The organism is Gordonia polyisoprenivorans NBRC 16320 = JCM 10675 (genome assembly GCF_000241325.1).
Taxonomy (GTDB): domain Bacteria; phylum Actinomycetota; class Actinomycetes; order Mycobacteriales; family Mycobacteriaceae; genus Gordonia; species Gordonia polyisoprenivorans.
The window spans coordinates 195,598-214,499 of record NZ_BAEI01000077.1 but is presented as its reverse complement, the minus strand read 5'-3'; the positions used below and the strand labels follow the sequence as shown (position 1 = coordinate 214,499).

Sequence of the window (18,902 nt, the reverse complement as noted above, 5' to 3'; positions counted from 1 at the left end):
ACGTTGACACCACCGCCCACGACGAGCATCGTCGAGGATGTGTTGCGACGCCCGCTGAAAAACGACTGGTCCGGCCAACGATTCCCGCATGCCGGCACCCGGCGCCCGGTCATCGGTGACCTCGGGGTCTCCGATCCGCGTAATCCGGTGTTGAGCATCCTCGAGTGGGGCCCGGGCCTCGGCCCGATCTTCGAGATGCAGATCTTCCGGCAGAAGTTCGTGTTCGTCGCGTCGGCCGAGCTCTCCGCCGAACTCTGCGATGAGACCCGTTTCTGCAAGGCGTTGCCACCGGCGATCACCGCGCTGCGCCAGTACGCCGGCGACGGTTTGTTCACCGCGCGCAACGACGAACCCAATTGGCAACTGGCGCATGAGCTGTTGATCCCTGCATTCACCAAGTCGGCGATCCGCTCCTACCACCCGACGATGATCTCCACCGCGAGTGAACTCTTCGACTATTGGGACCGTCGCGGTGGCGACACCGATGTCACCCGGGACATGACCAAGTTGACCCTCGAGACATTGACGCGCACCGCTTTCAGTCAGGATTTCGGCTCGTTCTCCTCTGCGCAGCCGCATCCGTTCATCGGTGCGATGATCCGCGCCCTCGAGACCGGCCGACGCAAGGGCGGCTTGGGTACCGCTCCGGGTGGCCGATTCCTGATGCGCTATCTCGACCGCCGCAACGCCGAGCACCAGGAGTACGTCGACTCACTCCTCGACGGGGTGATCGCGGCCCGCGCAGGCGATCCGAACCGTGACGATCTACTCGGCATCATGCTCAACGTCGCCCATCCCGAGACGGGCGAGAAGCTCTCGATGCTCAACATCCGCTACCAGATCCTCACCTTTCTGGTCGCGGGGCATGAAACCACCTCCGGGGCATTGTCATTCACCCTGTACTACCTCTCCCAGAACCCGGAGTGCCTCGCGCGCGCCCAGGCCGAGGCCGACGAGATCCTCGGTACGGATCCGTCGGCGATGCCGGAGTTCGAGCAGGTGCCGAAGTTCCGCTACATCCGACGCTGCCTCGATGAGGCGCTGCGGATCTGGCCGACCGTCCCCGCCTTCGCCCGCAGCCCGCGGGAGGACACCGTGATCGGCGGTCACCACCGGATGCGGACCCAGGACTGGGCGATCGTGCTGCTGGGCCTGGTGCACCGCGATCCGCAGGTGTGGACCGACCCCGACGTCTACGACCCAAATCGGTTTCTCTCGGCGAACATCAAGAAGCGGCCCGCGCACACCTACCAGCCGTTCGGCACCGGGGTGCGCTCGTGCATCGGACGCCAGTTCGCCCTGCACGAGGCGGTGTTGGTGCTCGCGAGCCTCCTACACCGATACGACCTGCGCGCCGACCCCGACTACCAACTGACCGTCGACGAGCGTCTCACCATGGTGCCCAAGGATTTTCACTTGTCGCTGAGCGAGCGCCGGGTGTCGGCGACCGCGGGTTGAGCGTGGTTCAGACCAGCCCGGCCAAGGCCTCGATGGTCTCGACGTCACGCGCGGTGACCATCAGCATGTCGACTCCGGCAGCCTCCCACAAGGAGATCTGCGCGCGTACCTCGTCGGCGGTGCCGGCGATCAGGGTTTCGCGGACCATCTCGTCGGGCACGGCCGCGATCGCCTCTTCCCTGCGGCCCGCCCGGAACAGACGGCCGATCTCCTCGACGGCGTCGCCGTAGCCCATCCGTGTGTAAAGCGCGGCGTGAAAGTTCTTCTGCTCGGCCCCCATTCCGCCGACGTACAGCGCCGTCGACGGACGGTACCGCTCGACGGCCGAGGCGACGTCGTCGGTGACGACGACCTGCACGGTCGCCGCGACCTCGAACTCCTCACGCGTTCGTCGCGCCCCCGGTCGGGCGAAGCCCTCGGCCAACCACTGCTCGTACTGATCGGCCAGGGCGAGACTGTAGAAGATGGCGAGCCAGCCATCGGCGATCTCCGCGGTCTGCGCCACGTTGCGCGGCCCCTCGGCACCGAGCCAGATGGGGATGTCGGCCCGCAGCGGATGGGTGATCGGCTTCAGTGACTTGCCCAGGCCGGTCGATCCGGGCGCGTCTGTCGGATACGGCAGCGGGTAGTGCGGCCCGTCGCTGCGCACCGGTGTCTCGCGCGCCAGCACCGCGCGGACGATCTCGACGTATTCGCGGGTCCGGGCAAGGGGTTTGGCGAATGGCGCGCCATACCAGCCCTCCACCACCTGCGGGCCCGACACCCCGAGTCCGATGATGTGGCGGCCGCCGGAGAGGTGGTCGAGGGTGAGCGCGGCCATCGCCAGGGAGGTCGGCGGTCGCGCCGACAGCTGGGAGACCGCCGTGCCCAGGCGGACACGGGACGTGGCCGATCCCCACCACGCCAGCGGGGTGTAGGTGTCCGAGCCCCACGATTCGGCGGTGAACACGGCGTCGAAGCCGTTCGCCTCGGCGGCCGCGACGAGCTCGGCCGCGCCGGCGATGGGACCGGCTCCCCAATATCCCAGTTGCAAAGCCAGTTTCACGGTCGATGCCGTCCTCTCGGGGTTGTCGATCCTCGGCGTGCCGACGTGCGTCTTGTGCCCAATACTAGAACGTGTTCTACTCGATTGTGTGAGCAGCATCGCAACCAGTGACCGTCCCGGAGTCCCAGACCCGGTGGCGGTCGTTCCCGAACCCGAGACCCCCGTCCTCACCGCACCGCTGACCAACACCTTCGGGTACACCCGGTCGCTGGGTCCGGTGCTGTCGCAGTTCGCGCTCGGTCTGCGCGACGGCCGGATCGTCGGCTCACGCGCCGCGGATGGCACGGTCTCGGTGCCGCCGGTCGAGTTCGATCCCGGATCGGGTGCCCCGACCACCGATCTCATCGACGTCGCCGCCACCGGCACCGTCGTCTCGTGGACGTGGGTCGACCAACCCGCCGCTCCCCAACCGCTCGACGTGCCGTTCGCCTGGGCGTTGATCCGCCTCGACGGCGCCGACACCGCTCTCTTGCACGCCCTATTGGTGGATTCGGCCGACGACGTGACGACGGGGCTGCGCGTGCACGCCGTCTGGCGCGCCGCACGGACCGGCCGAATCGACGACATCAGCCATTTCGCCCCGGGTGAGACCGCAACGCCGGCCGAACCGAATACCGCCGAGGTCGACGCCGGCGAGCGCGTCGTCATCACGACCCCGATCACCACCACGATCACCCACTCGGCCACCGAGGAGGAGTCCTGGTACCTGGAGGGGCTCAAGGCCGGCAAACTCTACGGCTCCCGGATCGGGTCGGGCGTCGACGCCGGCCGGGTGTACTTCCCGCCGCGCAAGGTCAGCCCGTCCGACGGTGCACCCGCGGTGGAGCGGGTCGAGTTGGCCGACACCGGGATCGTCACCACCTTCTGCATCGTCAACGTCCCCTTTCAGGGACAACGCATCAAGCCGCCGTACGTCGCCGCCTACGTGCTGCTCGACGGCACCGACATCCCGTTCCTGCATCTGATCCTCGACTGCCCGGCAGACGAGGTCCGGATGGGGATGCGCGTGCAGGCGGCGTGGGTCCCCGAGGACGAGCGTGAACTCTCGTTGGGCAGCATCAGCCACTTCCGGCCGACCGGTGAGCCGGACGCCGACTACGCCTCCTACCGCGAATTCCTCTGAGCCCGAACACTTTCTCGCCCATCACAAAGGACATGTCGTCATGACCCTCCCCCGGATCGCGATCGTCGGGTTCGCCCACAGCCCGAATGTCGTCGGGACCCACGGCACCACCAATGGGGTGGAAATGCTGATCCCCTGTTTCTCCAAGCTCTACGCCGATCTCGGCATCAGCCGGACCGATATCGGCTTCTGGTGTAGTGGATCGTCGGATTACCTTGCCGGACGCGCTTTCTCGTTCATCTCGGCCATCGACTCGATCGGTGCGATGCCGCCCATCAACGAGTCGCACGTCGAAATGGACGCGGCGTGGGCCCTCTACGAGGCCTGGGTGAAGATCGCCACCGGCGAGGTCGATCTGGCCCTGGCCTACGGCTTCGGCAAATCGACTGCCGGCGACATGGATCTGACCCTGGCGCTGCAGACCGACCCGTACACGGTGGCACCGCTGTGGCCACAGGCCCGGTCGCTCGCCGCACTGCAGGCCCGCGCGGGACTCGATGCCGGAACGTGGACCGAGGCCGACATGGCGGCGGTGGCCGCCCGTACCACCGGCGCCTCGATGGACGACCTCCTGGGTGCCGACTACGTCGCGAATCCCTTGCGCGCCCACGACATCGCGCCCTACACCGATGCCGCGGCGGCGGTCATCATCGCCTCCGAGCGTCGGGCGCGTGAGCTGGTGGCCAATCCCGCGTTCATCACCGGGTGGGATCATCGCATCGACACCCCGAATTTCGGCGCGCGGGACCTGACGGTGTCGCCGTCGACGACCCTGGCCGGCGATACCGCGTTCGGCGACCGGAGCCGCGCCGTCGACGTCGCCGAGATCGCGGCACCCTACACGCATCAAGAACTGATCGTGCGCAACGCGTTACGCCTGCCGGAGTCGGTGCGCATCAATCCGTCCGGCGGTGTCCTCGCCGGGAACTCGCTGTTCTCGGCCGGATTGCAACGGATCGGTTACGCCGCGAACGAGATCCTCGGCGGCAACGCGCAGACCGCGCTCGCGCACGCGACGAGCGGTCCACTGCTGCAACAGAACATGGTGGTCACCTTGGGCGCCGACACCGCGGGAGACGAGAACTGATGGCACACAACAATCGGGCGGCGGTTCTGGGCACCGGCCAGACACACTATGTCGCCAAACGGCACGACGTGACGATGGCCGGGATGTGCCGGGAGGCGATCGACGCGGCGCTGGCCGACGCGAAGGTCTCGATCGATGACATCGACGCCATCGTCATCGGCAAGGCCCCGGATCTCTTCGAGGGCACCATGATGCCCGAGCTGGCGATGGCGGAGGCGCTCGGCGCCGTCGGCAAACGACTGATCCGGGTACACACCGCGGGTTCGGTCGGTGGTTCCACCGCCAACGTCGCGGCGTCACTGGTATTCGCCGGGGTGCACCGTCGGGTGCTGGCCGTCGCGTGGGAGAAGCAGTCGGAGTCGAACGCCATGTGGGCGTTGTCGATTCCGGTGCCGTTCACCAAGCCGGTGGGCGCAGGCGCGGGCGGATTCTTCGCGCCCCACGTGCGCGCCTACATCCGGCAGTCCGGTGCCCCCGAGCACATCGGTGCGATGGTCGCGGCCAAGGACCGTCGCAACGGCGCCCTCAATCCGCTGGCACACCTGCATCAGCCCGACATCACCACCGAGTCGGTCATGGCGTCGCAGATGCTCTGGGACCCGATCCGCTACGACGAGACGTGCCCGTCGTCGGACGGGGCGTGCGCCGTGGTCATCGGCGACGAGCAGATCGCCGATGACGCTGTGGCACAGGGAACTCCGGTCGCATGGATTCACGCGACCGCGATGCGTACCGAGCCGTTGGCCTTCGCGCACCGCAACGTCGTCAGCCCACAGGCCGGTCGGGATGCCGCCGCGGCACTGTGGAAGGCCGGCGGCATCGACAACCCCGTCGAGGAGATCGACGCCGCCGAGATCTACGTGCCCTTCTCCTGGTTCGAGCCGATGTGGTTGGAGAACCTGGGTTTCGCGCCGGAAAACCAGGGCTGGAAGCTGACCGAGGCCGGCGAAACCGAGATCGGTGGACGCATCCCACTCAACGCCTCCGGCGGCGTGTTGTCGTCGAATCCGATCGGCGCGTCCGGCATGATCCGCTTCGCCGAGGCTGCGATCCAGGTGATGGGCAAGGCCGGAGCACACCAGGTGCCCGACGCCCGCAAGGCCCTCGGCCACGCGTATGGCGGTGGTTCGCAATACTTCTCGATGTGGCTCGTGGGGTCCGACAAGCCACAGCACTGACGTCTGTCTCGGATTCTTCCCCAAGGATTTCGTTGTTCCCCTGGAAATTGTCAGGGGAGGAATGGGTTTCTTGGGGAAGAACAGGTCAGCCAACGATTCCTGCGCGGCGGAGAGCCCCGAGGATCTTGCGGACGAAGGCGTCGGGGTCGCGCAGATCCTGCCACGTCCACCGCACCACGACGATCCCGCACTCACGGATCGCGTCCTCGCGCAGCTTCTCCGCGTAGATGACGTCCTCGGCAAGCCGATGCCCGCTGGCCGCCGAGGCACGGTGATACTTGAACCTGCCGTCGAACTCCCCGACGACCAGCAAACTTCCCTGCGAGTCACGCCACCCGAAATCGCAGCGTTTCACCGAGCCGTCGGCGACGACGACCTCCGCCTGGAGCTCGGGCCGCGGCACCGACTTCGACTCCATCATGACACCGCGGCTCAGCGACTCGCCGATGCTCTCGGATCGATCGTCCGCCAAAGGCAGGGCGCTGCGCAGTAACGCAATTCCGTGCTGTCGCCGCATACCCGCTGCGACACCTTCAAGGTCGACGGAAATACCACGCTTACGGCCCTGGTAGAGCCCGGAGTCGAGAGCGCACAACGCTTGCCGGAAAGTGCCTTCCCGCGCGACGTCACAGACGGTACGTGCGATCGACGTCACGAGAACTCCGTTGGCCTCGACGAGATCGGTCGGAGTGATGTGGGCTTGGTGAACGATCAGACTCTGCGTGGTACGGCCTGAGGCTTTCGAGGTGAAATGAACCTTCGAGGTATCGCTGTCCAGCAACGGAATGCCCAGCAGCGCCGCCGCCGACTGATGGCTCGGGTAACGCCGTTCCCCGCCGATCCGAACCGCCGCGAGGACCGAATCGCGATACCGCTCTTCGCGAACCGCAAACTCATCGAGCTCGCAGTCGCCTTTCACCGGGACGTACCCACCCCACCCCACACGCGCAAGAGTCCCGTCGCGTAGACCACGTGCGATCTCGGCGTCGGTCGCACCTCGCTTGATCGCATCACGTCGCAGGATCAGACGGTCGTCGGAATTCATGGGGATGAGCATGCCCGAGAACGAGCAGGCGTGGTCAAGCTCATCCACAGCTGTGGATAATCGCCTTTCCACCGGGATCCTGGCGATTCTTCCGCAAGAAATCCGTTCCTCCGCAGGAAATTTCGCGGGGAAGAACGAGAAAGTAGGGGAAGAAGATTCTTCCCCTACTTTTCATGGGTCGAGCGCTCCGAGCGGGTGAGAGGGTCCGCTAAGCCGGGCGCACCGAGTTGATCGTCTTCTCGACCTCCCAGAACGCCCGCAGCGCAGCGAGTTTCCCGTTCTCGTCGGCGCGATAGGTGAACACACCGTGGGCTTCGGAGACGTGACCGGCGATGTGGGTGACGATCTTACCGACGTAGGCGACCTCGTTGCCGCAGATGATCTCGTCGTCGAAGACGAACTCGATGCTCTCGGTGGTCGCTATCGACAGATCCCAGAACTCCGAGATCCGTTGGTGCCCGCTGAATCCGACGCCCTCGGCGTCGAACATCGACGGCCCGACCGGGTCCTCGACCTTCGCGTCGGCGGCGAAATTGTCCACCCAGGCCTGCTTGTCCCGGGCCTCGACGAACTCACGCGAGCGCCGTCCGGCGACCACCGCCGGATGGTTCTCCCGATCGATGTTCAGATACGCTGGTGCGGTTTCGGAATGAGTCATTTCGTCCCGTAGTCGACCCGGAGTTCCTTGACGCCGTTGATCCAACCGTGCCGCAGGCGACGCGGTGCCTCCAGCCTACTGATGTCGGGCACCAGGTCGGCCAGCGCGTTGAACATCAGGTTGATCTCCATCCGTGCCAGGTTCGCACCGACGCAGAAGTGCGCACCGTTGCCGCCGAAACCGACGTGCGGGTTGGGATCTCGCAGGATGTTGAACTCGTAGGGCTTCTCGAAGACCTCGTCGTCGTAGTTCGCCGAACCGTAGAACAGCCCGACGCGCTCGCCCTCGGCGATGTCGACGCCGCCGACCTGCGTGTCGCGCTTGGCGGTGCGCTGGAAGCAGTTGACCGGCGTGGCCCAGCGGACGATCTCGTCGACCGCGGTGGCCGGCCGCTCCCGCTTGAACAGCTCCCACTGATCGGGGTGCTCGAGGAAGGCGTTCATGCCGTGGCTGATCGCGTTGCGCGTGGTCTCGTTGCCGGCGACGGTCAGCAGGATGAAGAAGAAGCCGAACTCGGCCTCGTCGAGCGACTGGCCCTCGATATCGGCGTTGACCAACACGCTGACGATGTCGTCGACCGGATTCTTGCGGCGCGCCTCGGCCATGTTGTAGCCGTAGCCGAGGATCTCCGCCGACGCCATCTGCGGGTCCTCGCCGAACTCCGGGTCGTCGTAGTTCATCATGTTGTTCGACCAGGTGAAGAGCTTGACCCGGTCGTCCTCGGGCACACCGAGCAGATCGGCGATGGCCAACAACGGCAGGTCGACGGCCACATCGTGGACGAAGTCTCCGGTGCCCTGTTCGGCCGCATGCCTCACGATCGTCCGGGCCGCGTCATCGAGCTTGTCCTCGAGCGCCTGCACCGCGCGCGGCGTGAAGGCCTTGGACACCAGCTTGCGCAACCGCGTGTGGTCGGGCGGATCGTGGTTGATCAGCAGAGCCTTGGTGACGTCGAGCTGCTCCTGGGTCATCTCGTCGTCGAAACGCATGATCACGCCCTTGGACGCGGTCGACCAGTCGGCGTTGTTCTTGGAGATCTCGCGGATATGGGCGTGCTTGGAGATCACCCAATAGCCGCCGTCGTGGAATCCGCCGCCCTTGCCCTCGCGCTGCGCATTCCACCACACCGGGGCCGTCGAACGCAGGGCTGCGAACTCCTGGACCGGGATTCCCTGTTCGAGCAGGTCGGGATTGGTGAAATCCCAGCCCTCCTGCGTCATGAACGGGCTGCTGCCCGCGTCTTCCGTTGACGACGTCGCCCCGCTCGGCGACTCCCCCGCGGAAACGTTGACGGTCTTGACCACTGTCACACCACCTGTCGTTACCTGTAGTGAGATGAGAACGGATTTCGGTCTCACTTGTGTGATCCACGGTACACAAGAAACCCGGACTACACGAGAACCTGTTCTACTTTTTTCTGGACGGTCGCCCCAGTCCACGCCGCCTATACAGTGTTGGGCGACCGTCCCACTTCGACTTTTCTGGACTGATGTCCAGGAAACTGTCCCTTTCGCCCCTTCCCCGACCCATCGGCGTCGCCATATCGATCCCGAGGCTGGACGCAAACGAGAACATGTTCTAATTTGAGCAGGACAGTGCCGGTCGTCAGACGGCAGCGAACCTCGTAGGAGAGGAACCACCATGGGTGTTCCGGTGATCGTGGAAGCAGTGCGGACGCCGATCGGAAAGCGGGCCGGCTGGCTATCGGGTCTGCATGCCGAAGAGCTCCTCGGGATGACCCAGCGCGGCCTCATCGAACGGGCGGGCATCGACCCGGCCTTGGTCGAACAAGCGATCGGCGGCTGTGTCACCCAGGCCGGCGCCCAGGCGGGCAACATCACCCGCAAGGCCTGGCTGTCGGCGGGTCTGCCCGAACACACCGGCGCGACCACGATCGACTGTCAGTGTGGGTCGGCGCAGCAGGCCAATCATCTGATCGCCGGACTGATCGCGACCGACACCATCGAGGTCGGCATCGCCTGCGGCGTCGAGACCATGACACAGGTGCCACTGGGCGCCAACGTCGGGACGAATGCCGGTCCCTACCATGCCGATTCGTGGCACATCGACCTGCCCAACCAGTTCGAGGCCGCCGAGCGCATCGCGCGCCGACGCGGCATCACCCGCGCCGACATCGAGGCGCTCGGACTGCGGAGCCAACAGCGTGCGCGAATCGCCTGGGACGAAGGACGTTTCGACCGCGAGGTACTCGCGCTCAAAGCACCGGAACGCACCAAGGACGGTGAACTCACCGGCAACATCCTCGACGTCGTCCGCGATCAGGGGCTGCGCGAGACGACCGCGGAGTCGCTGGCCGGACTCAAGCCGGTGATCGAGGGCGGCATCCACACCGCCGGGACCTCGTCGCAGATCTCCGATGGCGCCGCGGCGATCCTGCTGATGGACGAGGGGCGCGCACGGGAACTGGGCCTCACCCCCCGGGCTCGGCTGCGCGCGCAGGCGCTCGTCGGCGCGGAGCCGCACTACCATCTCGACGGTCCGGTCCAGGCCACCGAACGAGTACTGAGCAAGGCCGGAATGTCGTTGTCGGACATCGACCTCGTCGAGATCAACGAGGCGTTCGCCTCGGTGGTACTCAGTTGGGCCCAGGTCCACGGCGCCGACATGGACAAGGTGAACGTCAACGGCGGCGCGATCGCACTCGGACATCCGGTGGGTAGCACCGGTTCCCGGTTGATCACCACCGCCCTGCACGAACTGGAACGCACCGACAAACAGACCGCCCTGATCACGATGTGTGCGGGCGGGGCGATGGCCACTGGCACGATACTGGAACGCATCTGAGCCGGTGGATGCGAACAACCGTCCACCCCAACTCGATTCGCCTGTTGTCGCGCAGCTGATCAAGGTGGGCTCGCGGCTCAACACGGTGGTCTACCGCGCCACCGGTGGCCGCCTGGGCAACACGTGGCGAATCGGGGCGGCACTGCACAAGCCGGTTCCGGTGTGCCTGTTGACCACGACCGGCCGCAAGTCTGGTAAGCCTCGCACCGCACCGTTGCTCTATCTGCGCGACGGCGAGAACTTCGTCGTGGTGGCCTCACAGGGCGGACTGGCGCATCACCCGGCGTGGTATCTCAACCTGCGCGCCAACCCGGCGGTGACCATCGAGGTCGGGCGTGATCGCCACGAGTTGCGGGCCCGCACCGCCGATGAGGCCGAACGCGCGCGCCTGTGGCCGAAACTGGTCGACGTGTATGCCGACTTCGACACCTACGACGCCTGGACCGAACGCGAGATCCCGGTGGTGATCTGCGAACCCGCCACCGGCTGACGCCGCCTCGGACCTCGGCCGGGCGGGCTCAACGAATTCCGCTCGGAAGTGCACGGATCGCCGATCCCAACCAGCGGTCGAGGAACTCTCGGCGATCCGGAGCCGAGTGCGCGTGGCCGGGGTCGATGATCAGTGATTGCAGGGTGCGCAAGACGATCTCGACGAGGATCTCGATGTCCTGGTCGCCGTAACCGCGTGCGGTCCAGTCGACATCCATCCGCTCGATCATGCTGCGCGCGAATACGCGCGCGTTCTCCGAGGTGATCTGTCCGATCACCGGGAGGCTCTGATGTCCGGGCAGCAGCAGGATGCCCATGTAGCGGTCGTCGGCGAGCGCCTCCAGCACCGCTGAAACACCCTCGACCACAGCCACATCCGGCTCGGTGAGTCCCGCCAAGCGGCCGGCGATGCGGTCGAGGAACGCTCCGACGGCGTCGATGGCGGTTGCCGAGAGCAACGCCTCGGTGCTCGGGAAGTAGCGATACACCGTCTGGCGGGTCACGCCGAGTCGTCGCGCCACGTCGGTCAGACGCGTGGCCTCTCCCTGTTCGTCGATGACCTCTCGGGTGGTCGCGAGAATGCGCGCGACCGCCTCCTCATCGGTGGCGGGTACCGCACCGGCCCATCCGTGCGTCCGCATCAGCGTGCCCCATGGTCGATCGGCCTCACCGGGCACTCGCGCGTCATGAGAATCCACCCTAATCGGCGAACGACGCCGAGATGTTTGACCATACAGATATTCTTCTGGTGTATGGTGTGGTGATGCAGACCACATCGGCCCGTCCGTTCGACGCGGGCATCGACTTCACCGATCCCGACCTCCTCGAACGCGGTATCCCCCTTGTCGAGTTCGCTCATCTGCGCCGGACGGCACCGGTGTGGTGGAACGCCCAGGAGGAGGGCAAGGGCGGCGGATTCCACGATGGCGGATTCTGGGTGGTCTCGAAGCATGCTCACGTCCGCGAGGTCTCACGCAATCACGCGCTGTGGTCGACCAATGCCAACGGCGCGATCATCCGCCTCCCCGAGTACGTGACGGCCGATCAGATCGAGTTCACCAAAGCGCTTCTCATCAACCACGATCCGCCGTCGCACACGCGTCTACGCAAGATCGTCTCGCGCATCTTCACGCCGAAATCCGTTGGTGCGCTGACCGACACGTTGCAGGAGTCGGCACGCCGGGTGGTCACCGAGGCCGCGGCGCGCGGCAGCGGGAACTTCGTCGACGACGTCGCCGTCCACCTCCCGTTACAGGCGATCCTCGACCTCATCGGTGTACCCACCGCCGATCGACCGAGAATTCACGAACTCGTCGACGCCATCATCAATTCCGACGATCCGGATCAGCTGATCGATCCCACCACGGCGAACGCCGAATTGCTGGGTTACGCATACCAGATGGCCGAGGATCGGCGACGTAATCCGCGTGAGGACATCGTCACCACCCTGGTGCAGGCCGACATCGACGGTGAGGCCCTCGACGAGATGGAGTTCGGTTTCTTCGTCATCCTGCTGATCACCGCCGGGAACGAGACCACCCGAAATGCGACCACACACGGAATGAATGCGTTTCTCGATCATCCCGCCCAGTGGGAGCTGTTTCGCCGTGAGCGGCCCGCCTCGACGATCGATGAGATCCTGCGCTGGTCGACGCCGGTCAACGCCTTCCAGCGAACCGCCCTCGCCGACACCGAACTCGGTGGCGTCGCGATCACCGCTGGGCAGCGGGTCGGACTGTTCTACAGCTCGGCCAATTACGACGAGGACGTCTTTTCCGACCCATTCACCTTCGACATTCTTCGTGACCCCAATCCCCATCTCGCGTTCGGCGGGAATGGGGCACATTTCTGCATCGGGGCCAACCTCGCCCGCCTCGAGCTGAACCTCATCTTCAACGCCATCGCCGACGTGCTGCCCGACATCTCCCGGGTCGGGCCGATGCGGCGGGTCCGATCGGGCTGGCTCAACGGGGTCAAGGATCTCCCGGTGGACTACGGCACCCTCTCCCGGGTGCCTGGTCCCTGACGCTCGGTGGCCACGACGCGAAAGGCCACATAGACTTTCGTCCATGGCCGACGAATCCGATTCCACAGCCGACCACCTCTGCCCATCGACGCCCGCAGTCGCGGTGATCATCCCCGCATACAACGAGGAACGCCTGATCGTCGACACCCTGCAGGCCTTGCAGGATCAGGAGTTCGACGCCCCACTGCATCGTGAGGTCCTGCACGGATTCCGCGTGGTGGTGGTCGACAACAACAGCACCGATCGCACCCCGGACCTCGTCCGCGAGTTCATCGAGGCCGGAACCCGGTTCCCCACCGAATTGATCTCCGAAACCGAAAAGGGTTCGGGCTGTGCGGCCGACACCGGCGCGCGTCACGCCATCGCTTCCGGAGCTCGCTACATCGCGCGCACCGACGCCGACTCGCATCCGGCGCCGGACTGGCTCGCCACCCTGCTGACCCCGCTGTTCGCCGGGAAACGGCTCGTCGGCGGCCGGGTGAAAGCCCGTGACGACGAAGACGTCTCACCGTTCCTGTTCAACGCGGTCGGCAAACTCTGGCGGGTCGGCCACGCCGTGGAGTACCTGCGGACCGCCCGCGGACCGGCCGCCGCCCGCCGCAGTTATGCGGTGGTGGGCAACAACATGGCCATCGACGTCGAGATGTACCTGGAATCCGGCGGCTTCCCGCGGACGCGGATGGAGGACGTCGACGACGACACCGTGTTACAGAGTCGCGTGCGGTCGCTGGTGGGCCCCAAGGGAATCGCCTTGCAGAAGAATGCCCTGGTCTACACCTCGCAACGCCGCCAACAGGCCTTCGGGATCAAGGGCCTGCTCGAATGGTATTCGGGTGACCGCAGTTCCACCGACCTCGCCGCCGATGTCCGCTGAGCCCCGCGTGGCGGTGATCGTGCCGGCCTACAACGAGCAGCGTCTGATCACCTCGACGCTGCGCGCCCTCGACGCCCAACGCTTCGATACCGTGCTCGAACGTCAACTGCTGAACGGTTTTCGGGTCATCGTCATCGACAACAGCAGCACCGACACCACCGCAGAGGTGGTCGAGAAGTTCATCGCCGAGGGCACCCGCCGGCCGTTCGAGCTGATCACCGAGACACAGAAGGGCATCGGATCGGCCGTCGACACCGGCGTACGGCACGCCATCGACACCGGCGCGGTGTTCGTCGCCCGGACGGATTCGGATTCGGTCCCCGATCCGACGTGGCTACACGAGCTGCTCCAGCCGTTGCTGGCCGGCCGGCGACTCGTCGGCGGCCGATTACGGGCACGCCACGACGAACCGTACTCGCCCGTTCCCTACGACCTGCTCGGCCTGCTGTGGCGAGTCGGACACCTGCAACAGAAGTGGCGGACCCGACACGAACCCCCGTATGCGCAGCGGACTTTCGGGGTTGTCGGCCCGAACTGCGCCTTCGACACCGAGGTCTACCTGGCCGCAGGCGGGTATCCGCGACTGCCTCTCGAGCAGGTTTCCGACGACTGGGAGTTGCAACAACGTGTACGCAAGGTCGCACCGAAGTCCGCGGTGGCCCTCGCACCCCGTGCCATCGTCCGCACCTCCCAGCGACGTGTACGACATCTGGGCATTCGTGGGAATTCGGCGTGGTACGCCGCCGACCATCGGGGCGGACGAGCCGACCTCGCGGAGTCGACGGGTCAGGCGATCGACATCCGCTGAGCAGTGACGCCGGTATGAGATCTCATGCCATACCGTGTGCCTGCGCAGCAGGCATCGTGACACGATCGACGATCTCACCGATCACCGAAACCGTCTCGGACAGAACGGCGTCGATGATCTTCTCGGCCTGATCGGTATCGGGATAGCGAACCCGCACATGGATGCCGCTCTCGTCGCGCCACAGCCACCACTGCGCGTTGTCGGTGTCGTGATCGCCGGAGAGTTGACGGACCTCGACGCCGTCGGCCGGTGTGTACCAACGGGTGTAGTCCACATAGGACAGCATGAACACGTCGTCTCGGCTGCGGCGCAACCGATCTCCGAAGGTCTGATAGACCGGGGTCAATCCGATCTCGGCCAGCGGTGTCGCCTCGGCCACCCGTCGTGCGTTGATCCGGCTGAGCTCCAACGGATCACCACTACCTGCGACGCGCATCGGGATGTTGTCGACCACCCAACCCACGAAGCGTCGGTCCGTCTGGGGTCCGGCCGGGATGATCGTCGACATCTCCTCCGGGCCTCCGGACCGATGGACGGCCACTCCGATGGCGGTCAGCAATGCCGAGAGCGTACGGCCGCCGAGGCGTCGGATACCGGAACTGAGTTCGGGGGCGTCGTCGGCGGCCACCAGTGTGCGCATCGCGGTGCGCATCGGCTTGCGCTCCCCCGGGCCGACGCCGAGATCCAAGGGGAAATCCGGTATCTGCCAGTCGGATTGTTCGAGAAAGCGTTCCCAACCGGCCAGCCGCGGGTCGTCGGCGGGCACGTTCGGAACACGGATGTGGGCGCGCACCTCGTCGAGACCCGATGCCGCGGGTCGTAACGGGCGTTCGGCGAGAACATCGGTGATGTCGGCGGCGATCACCGTCAACGACCGGGCGTCGACGTAGGCGTGGTCGAAGGCGCAGATCACCGTCGTCGAGTCCGGCCGGCAGACGGCGGACAAGAAGTGCCCACCGGATCGGAGTGGATTACACGCCGATGCCGTTCGTCGCAGTACTTCGTCGGTGAGTGCCTGCGCGTCCCAGTCGCGCGCATCGATCTCGTCGTCGACCATCGCCAGGACTTCCTGATGATGTTGGCGCACATAGTCGTCGCCGGCGACGAAATGGCTGCGCAATGCGTCATGACGCGACATCAGCTCCGATGCCATGCGGCGCAGCAGTTCCCGGGGCACCGATCGGGGTAGATCGACGACGAGGGTCATCCAGCCCAGGTGACCCTCCTGCACCGAGTCGAGATGGAAACGCTCGTTCTCCGAGACCGCCATGACCGTCACAGCCGACGAGTTCGCCGCTCCGCACTCCGGCACCCACTGCACGAAGCAGCCGGGTTGCACCGAATAGTGTTCCAGGCTCGCCAGTTTCATACCGCTGCCCCGGTCGCGCCGGTGTGCGGTGCGGGCCGCTCGGCACCCGCGGCGAAGTCGTGCAGGATATCGGCGATCGCGTCGAGGTAGTTACCGATGTTCCGCCGGGCGGTCGCGTTGTCGGGGATCTGGGTCTCGACCGTCACGCAGTCGGTCATCCGGCTCACCCAGAGGTTGGCGTTCTTGGTCTTTCCGACACCGGGGAAACCGACCGTCGTCCGCACCGTCGGGTCCTCGACCCCCGGCAGCCGACGATGATCGAGGTAGGTCACCATCTGCGGCGAACCCGTGATCGGCGGCAACTCACCGGTCTGTGCCAACACCCCGAGTACCGCACCCACCGGCGCGGCTGCGGCGGAGCGGGCGTCGCGGACGGCGTCGGTGGCCGCCCCGATCAGCGACACGAAGTCGGCGTCGGGGTCCACCTCGAAACAGATCGGCGCAAAGTTGCACAACCAGCCCTGGGTGCTTTCGTGCCCGGGGGGACGCGTCGCCAGGGCGGTCGTCGTACAGAACAGGCGATCACCGGTCACCGCGAACTGCGCCGATGCCATTGCCGCGTACAGACACCCGGTGAAGGTGCAGCCGGTCCCGGCGAGCCGCTCGTCGATCCGGGCGGCGTCATCGGCGTCGATCAGATCGCGACGGGCACGGACCGCCGGTACGGCGGTGTCACCGTCGAGCCCGAGATCGAGCGGCGAGGTCGGAACCCCGCCCTTGGCCCGCAGTGCCGCCCGCCAGGTGTGGACGCTGTCGGCGTCGGCGGCGACCGCCGCGGCCGACATCGCCTCGGCCCGGATGAAATCCGCGTACTTGCCGACCGACGGCAGATCCGCGGGCTCGCCGTGCACCCGTGCCCGGTAGAGCGCGACGATCTCGGCGAGCGCGAGCCACACCGAGTATCCGTCTCCGTGGACATGGTCGGCGCCCAGATAGAACGTGAAACCCCGCTCACCCGCCGCCGCCCCGAATGCCATGGCGGGTACCGAATCGAAATCGGTCAGCGAGGTGATGCGTTGCGCCGCATACTCGCCGACCGACGCCTCGTCGAGGACGAGGTCGGGGTCCGGCACGGTGGTGACCATCTCCACCGAATCCGGTGGCGCGACCACGCGGGTGATCCCCGATTCGTCGACCACGTAGTGCGCACGTAGTTCCTCGTGGCGCCGCACGAAGTCGGTGAGCGCCTGCGCCATGACCTCGGCGTCGAGCGGCTCGTCGAAACGCGTGAGGGAGCCGATGATCGCCCGATGCGGTTCGCCGCGTAGACGAGCGGCGACCGCGGTCGCGAGGTGATCGGACTGCAGGAAGGTTCCCGCACCCGAGGGAGACGAGCCGAGTCTGGCCCGATCCGGGGAGCGCATGGTCCACTCCACGACGGACCCACCCGGAAACGCCTCGCGCAGAAGCGGTCCGAGCTCACCGGGTGGTGAGAACCGCACCGTCACCGGCGCCGGCCGGTCAGTGCGGAGGTATCGGCGAGGACGACCGGGCAGTCGCCGTCGGCGATCACCGAGCGCAGTATGGCGTGGAACGTCGAGAGGAACGCCTCGACTGCAGCGCCCTGCGGACCGGCGGTGAACCGGGCGGAGACGTTGAGGCCGTCCGGGATTCGGTTGATCCAGAAGTACACCTCATCGGCGTCGGCGGTGGCGCTGCGCAGGACGCGGGCATTGCGCGCGTCCCACTGGTCGGCGCCCTCGGCACGTCGCAGGTCGATGTAGGAGATGACGAATCCCGGCGGGGTCACGTCGCCGCCGATCAGGTCGGCAATCGGGGCGAACGGAGCGCTGCCGGCATCGCGGTACCGTCCGACACTCGCCGCCACGGAGGGCAGTGCCTCACGGAATGTGGTGGCACCGCCCAATCGGGCGTGCATCGGGATCACACCGACGAACCATCCCACCGCCTCGCCCCACTCGGGGCCGGTGCGGGTGTGGACGGGGCTGATGAACCGCAGATCGTCGGCCCCGCTGCAGGCGGCACCGGCCATCGTCAGCGCCGTGTACACACCGACGGCCATCGAGGTGCCCGCGGCTTTGCACACCGTGTCGAACGCCTTGGTCTGGGCGGGATCGAGGAGATATGTCGACAGGCTCGACTGGTATCCGTCGTCGGGGATGCGAGGGCAGGTGATCGTCGGAGAATGGCCGTCGGGAACCTCGAAACGAGGGAAGGTCGGCATCGGCCCCGGCTGCGCGACCGATGTCGGGGTCTCGAAGAACTCGCGCCACAGGGTGACGGCGATGTTGTTGGCGTCGATCTGCTCGCCGAGATCGCGTTCGGCGTCGGCGAAATCGAGGTAGCTGCCGTAATCCAGCAGATTGTGCGGCGTTGCGTCCAGTGCGGCCTCGTACAGGGTGGTGAGCTCGCGGATCGCGAAAACCTGTGTGTAGGCATCCATCACGGTGTGGTCGGCGGCGAAGACCAGCAAGAAACGATTGTCGTCGCCGTCCGGTTCGACGGTGACCGCAACGCAGTGGGGCCACCGGAGCGGTGACACGGTGGTGTTGAAGTACTCCTGCACGCAGGCCTGGGCGTCGTCAGCGCTCATCGCGTCGCCGAGTGCGCTCGTGCGGACCGAGATCGCCTGGGCCCCGGTGGTGATCCGGGTCAGATCGTCCTCGGGGCCGGTACCGGCATCGGTGCGCACCGACGACCGGAACGCCTCATGTCTGCGGTACCACTCCTCGATGGCGGCCGCGAGTGCCTCTCGATCGAGGGGACGGTCGATCATGAACGCTGTGCCGATCCATTCGCTGTACCAGTCGGCACCCATCGTCTGGGCGCGGCGCGCGTGCTCGAGGTGCATGTAGGACAGCCGCCGCGGATCGGGCTGCCAGGCGGTGGCGTCGGCGGTCGGCTCCCACGCGGTCACCCGACCGCCGGGAATCCGATAGTCGGCGAGCTCTGTGTATTCCATCGAAACCTCCGGTA

At 66.3% G+C, this 18,902-nt stretch carries 17 protein-coding genes; 9 read left to right on the top strand and 8 right to left on the bottom strand.

All coding sequences use genetic code 11. The features are described from left to right. Positions 1–42: 42 nt before the first annotated feature. Positions 43–1,458: a cytochrome P450 gene (locus GOPIP_RS21850; RefSeq protein WP_006371985.1), complete on the top strand. Its 1,416-nt coding sequence runs from the start codon at positions 43–45 to the stop codon at positions 1,456–1,458. Between the two features lie 7 nt (positions 1,459–1,465). Here GOPIP_RS21850 and GOPIP_RS21845 read toward each other — a convergent pair whose 3' ends face one another. After that, positions 1,466–2,503: an LLM class F420-dependent oxidoreductase gene (locus GOPIP_RS21845; RefSeq protein ID WP_006371984.1), complete on the bottom strand. Its 1,038-nt coding sequence runs from the start codon at positions 2,501–2,503 to the stop codon at positions 1,466–1,468. A 133-nt stretch (positions 2,504–2,636) separates the two neighbouring features. Between GOPIP_RS21845 and GOPIP_RS21840 the strand changes: the two genes are divergently transcribed. Genes GOPIP_RS21840 through GOPIP_RS21830 form a run of 3 tightly spaced genes read left to right on the top strand, consistent with a single transcriptional unit; the run spans position 2,637 to position 5,891 of the window. Next, a complete protein-coding gene (locus GOPIP_RS21840; protein WP_006371983.1) occupies positions 2,637–3,626 on the top strand; it encodes a Zn-ribbon domain-containing OB-fold protein in 990 nt (329 codons plus the stop codon). Positions 3,627–3,666: 40 nt separating this feature from the next. After that, the gene (locus tag GOPIP_RS21835; RefSeq protein ID WP_006371982.1) at positions 3,667–4,713 is read left to right on the top strand and encodes a thiolase family protein; all 1,047 of its coding nucleotides are present in this window, start codon (positions 3,667–3,669) and stop codon (positions 4,711–4,713) included. Continuing rightward, a complete protein-coding gene (locus tag GOPIP_RS21830) occupies positions 4,713–5,891 on the top strand; it encodes a thiolase family protein (RefSeq protein ID WP_006371981.1) in 1,179 nt (392 codons plus the stop codon). The genes GOPIP_RS21835 and GOPIP_RS21830 overlap by 1 nt, the downstream gene beginning before the upstream one ends. A gap of 85 nt (positions 5,892–5,976) precedes the next feature. Here the strand turns inward: GOPIP_RS21830 and GOPIP_RS21825 are convergent, their stop codons facing one another. The 3 genes from GOPIP_RS21825 to GOPIP_RS21815 all read right to left on the bottom strand — a co-directional run bounded on the left by GOPIP_RS21825 (position 5,977) and on the right by GOPIP_RS21815 (position 8,898). Further along, positions 5,977–6,936 (bottom strand): hypothetical protein, encoded by a 960-nt coding sequence (locus tag GOPIP_RS21825; RefSeq protein ID WP_231386585.1) that lies wholly within the window; start codon positions 6,934–6,936, stop codon positions 5,977–5,979. Between the two features lie 208 nt (positions 6,937–7,144). Then, positions 7,145–7,594, bottom strand: coding sequence for a nuclear transport factor 2 family protein (locus GOPIP_RS21820; protein WP_006371979.1), 450 nt, complete (start codon positions 7,592–7,594; stop codon positions 7,145–7,147). Further along, a complete protein-coding gene (locus GOPIP_RS21815; protein ID WP_035728627.1) occupies positions 7,591–8,898 on the bottom strand; it encodes a cytochrome P450 in 1,308 nt (435 codons plus the stop codon). The genes GOPIP_RS21820 and GOPIP_RS21815 overlap by 4 nt, the downstream gene beginning before the upstream one ends. A 337-nt stretch (positions 8,899–9,235) precedes the next feature. Between GOPIP_RS21815 and GOPIP_RS21810 the strand changes: the two genes are divergently transcribed. Next, the gene (locus GOPIP_RS21810; protein ID WP_006371977.1) at positions 9,236–10,399 is read left to right on the top strand and encodes a steroid 3-ketoacyl-CoA thiolase; all 1,164 of its coding nucleotides are present in this window, start codon (positions 9,236–9,238) and stop codon (positions 10,397–10,399) included. A 4-nt stretch (positions 10,400–10,403) separates the two neighbouring features. After that, complete coding sequence (locus GOPIP_RS21805; RefSeq protein WP_006371976.1) at positions 10,404–10,889, top strand: nitroreductase family deazaflavin-dependent oxidoreductase; 486 nt, start codon at positions 10,404–10,406, stop codon at positions 10,887–10,889. A gap of 28 nt (positions 10,890–10,917) precedes the next feature. On the opposite strand, the gene GOPIP_RS21800 is transcribed toward GOPIP_RS21805, so the two are convergent. Continuing rightward, a complete protein-coding gene (locus tag GOPIP_RS21800; RefSeq protein WP_026919857.1) occupies positions 10,918–11,529 on the bottom strand; it encodes a TetR/AcrR family transcriptional regulator in 612 nt (203 codons plus the stop codon). Between the two features lie 122 nt (positions 11,530–11,651). On the opposite strand from GOPIP_RS21800, the gene GOPIP_RS21795 reads away from it, so the two are divergent. From GOPIP_RS21795 to GOPIP_RS21785, 3 genes are read left to right on the top strand one after another with little or no spacing between them, the layout of a single operon-like run. Beyond that, a complete protein-coding gene (locus tag GOPIP_RS21795; protein WP_006371974.1) occupies positions 11,652–12,914 on the top strand; it encodes a cytochrome P450 in 1,263 nt (420 codons plus the stop codon). A 43-nt stretch (positions 12,915–12,957) separates the two neighbouring features. Further along, positions 12,958–13,788, top strand: a complete 831-nt coding sequence (locus tag GOPIP_RS21790) for a glycosyltransferase family 2 protein (protein WP_006371973.1) — start codon at positions 12,958–12,960, stop codon at positions 13,786–13,788. Further along, positions 13,748–14,596, top strand: a complete 849-nt coding sequence (locus GOPIP_RS21785) for a glycosyltransferase family 2 protein (protein WP_244421197.1) — start codon at positions 13,748–13,750, stop codon at positions 14,594–14,596. The genes GOPIP_RS21790 and GOPIP_RS21785 overlap by 41 nt, the downstream gene beginning before the upstream one ends. A gap of 22 nt (positions 14,597–14,618) precedes the next feature. Here the strand turns inward: GOPIP_RS21785 and GOPIP_RS21780 are convergent, their stop codons facing one another. From GOPIP_RS21780 to GOPIP_RS21770, 3 genes are all read right to left on the bottom strand, one after another. Then, on the bottom strand, positions 14,619–15,965 hold the full coding sequence (locus GOPIP_RS21780) for a condensation domain-containing protein (protein WP_006371970.1): 1,347 nt from the start codon (positions 15,963–15,965) through the stop codon (positions 14,619–14,621). Next, a complete protein-coding gene (locus GOPIP_RS21775; protein WP_244421196.1) occupies positions 15,962–17,329 on the bottom strand; it encodes a condensation domain-containing protein in 1,368 nt (455 codons plus the stop codon). The genes GOPIP_RS21780 and GOPIP_RS21775 overlap by 4 nt, the downstream gene beginning before the upstream one ends. 80 nt (positions 17,330–17,409) lie before the next feature. Further along, positions 17,410–18,888, bottom strand: a complete 1,479-nt coding sequence (locus tag GOPIP_RS21770; RefSeq protein WP_006371968.1) for a condensation domain-containing protein — start codon at positions 18,886–18,888, stop codon at positions 17,410–17,412. Positions 18,889–18,902: the final 14 nt, after the last annotated feature.

Excerpts from the sequence above, each read along its gene's own strand:
- GOPIP_RS21835 (WP_006371982.1), top strand. The coding sequence starts at position 3,667 with ATGACCCTCCCCCGGATCGCGATCGTCGGGTTCGCCCACAGCCCGAAT.
- GOPIP_RS21830 (WP_006371981.1), top strand. The coding sequence starts at position 4,713 with ATGGCACACAACAATCGGGCGGCGGTTCTGGGCACCGGCCAGACACAC.
- GOPIP_RS21825 (WP_231386585.1), bottom strand. The coding sequence starts at position 6,936 with ATGAATTCCGACGACCGTCTGATCCTGCGACGTGATGCGATCAAGCGA.
- GOPIP_RS21820 (WP_006371979.1), bottom strand. The coding sequence starts at position 7,594 with ATGACTCATTCCGAAACCGCACCAGCGTATCTGAACATCGATCGGGAG.
- GOPIP_RS21810 (WP_006371977.1), top strand. The coding sequence starts at position 9,236 with ATGGGTGTTCCGGTGATCGTGGAAGCAGTGCGGACGCCGATCGGAAAG.
- GOPIP_RS21800 (WP_026919857.1), bottom strand. The coding sequence starts at position 11,529 with ATGCGGACGCACGGATGGGCCGGTGCGGTACCCGCCACCGATGAGGAG.
- GOPIP_RS21795 (WP_006371974.1), top strand. The coding sequence starts at position 11,652 with ATGCAGACCACATCGGCCCGTCCGTTCGACGCGGGCATCGACTTCACC.
- GOPIP_RS21790 (WP_006371973.1), top strand. The coding sequence starts at position 12,958 with ATGGCCGACGAATCCGATTCCACAGCCGACCACCTCTGCCCATCGACG.
- GOPIP_RS21780 (WP_006371970.1), bottom strand. The coding sequence starts at position 15,965 with ATGAAACTGGCGAGCCTGGAACACTATTCGGTGCAACCCGGCTGCTTC.
- GOPIP_RS21775 (WP_244421196.1), bottom strand. The coding sequence starts at position 17,329 with ATGCGCTCCCCGGATCGGGCCAGACTCGGCTCGTCTCCCTCGGGTGCG.
- GOPIP_RS21770 (WP_006371968.1), bottom strand. The coding sequence starts at position 18,888 with ATGGAATACACAGAGCTCGCCGACTATCGGATTCCCGGCGGTCGGGTG.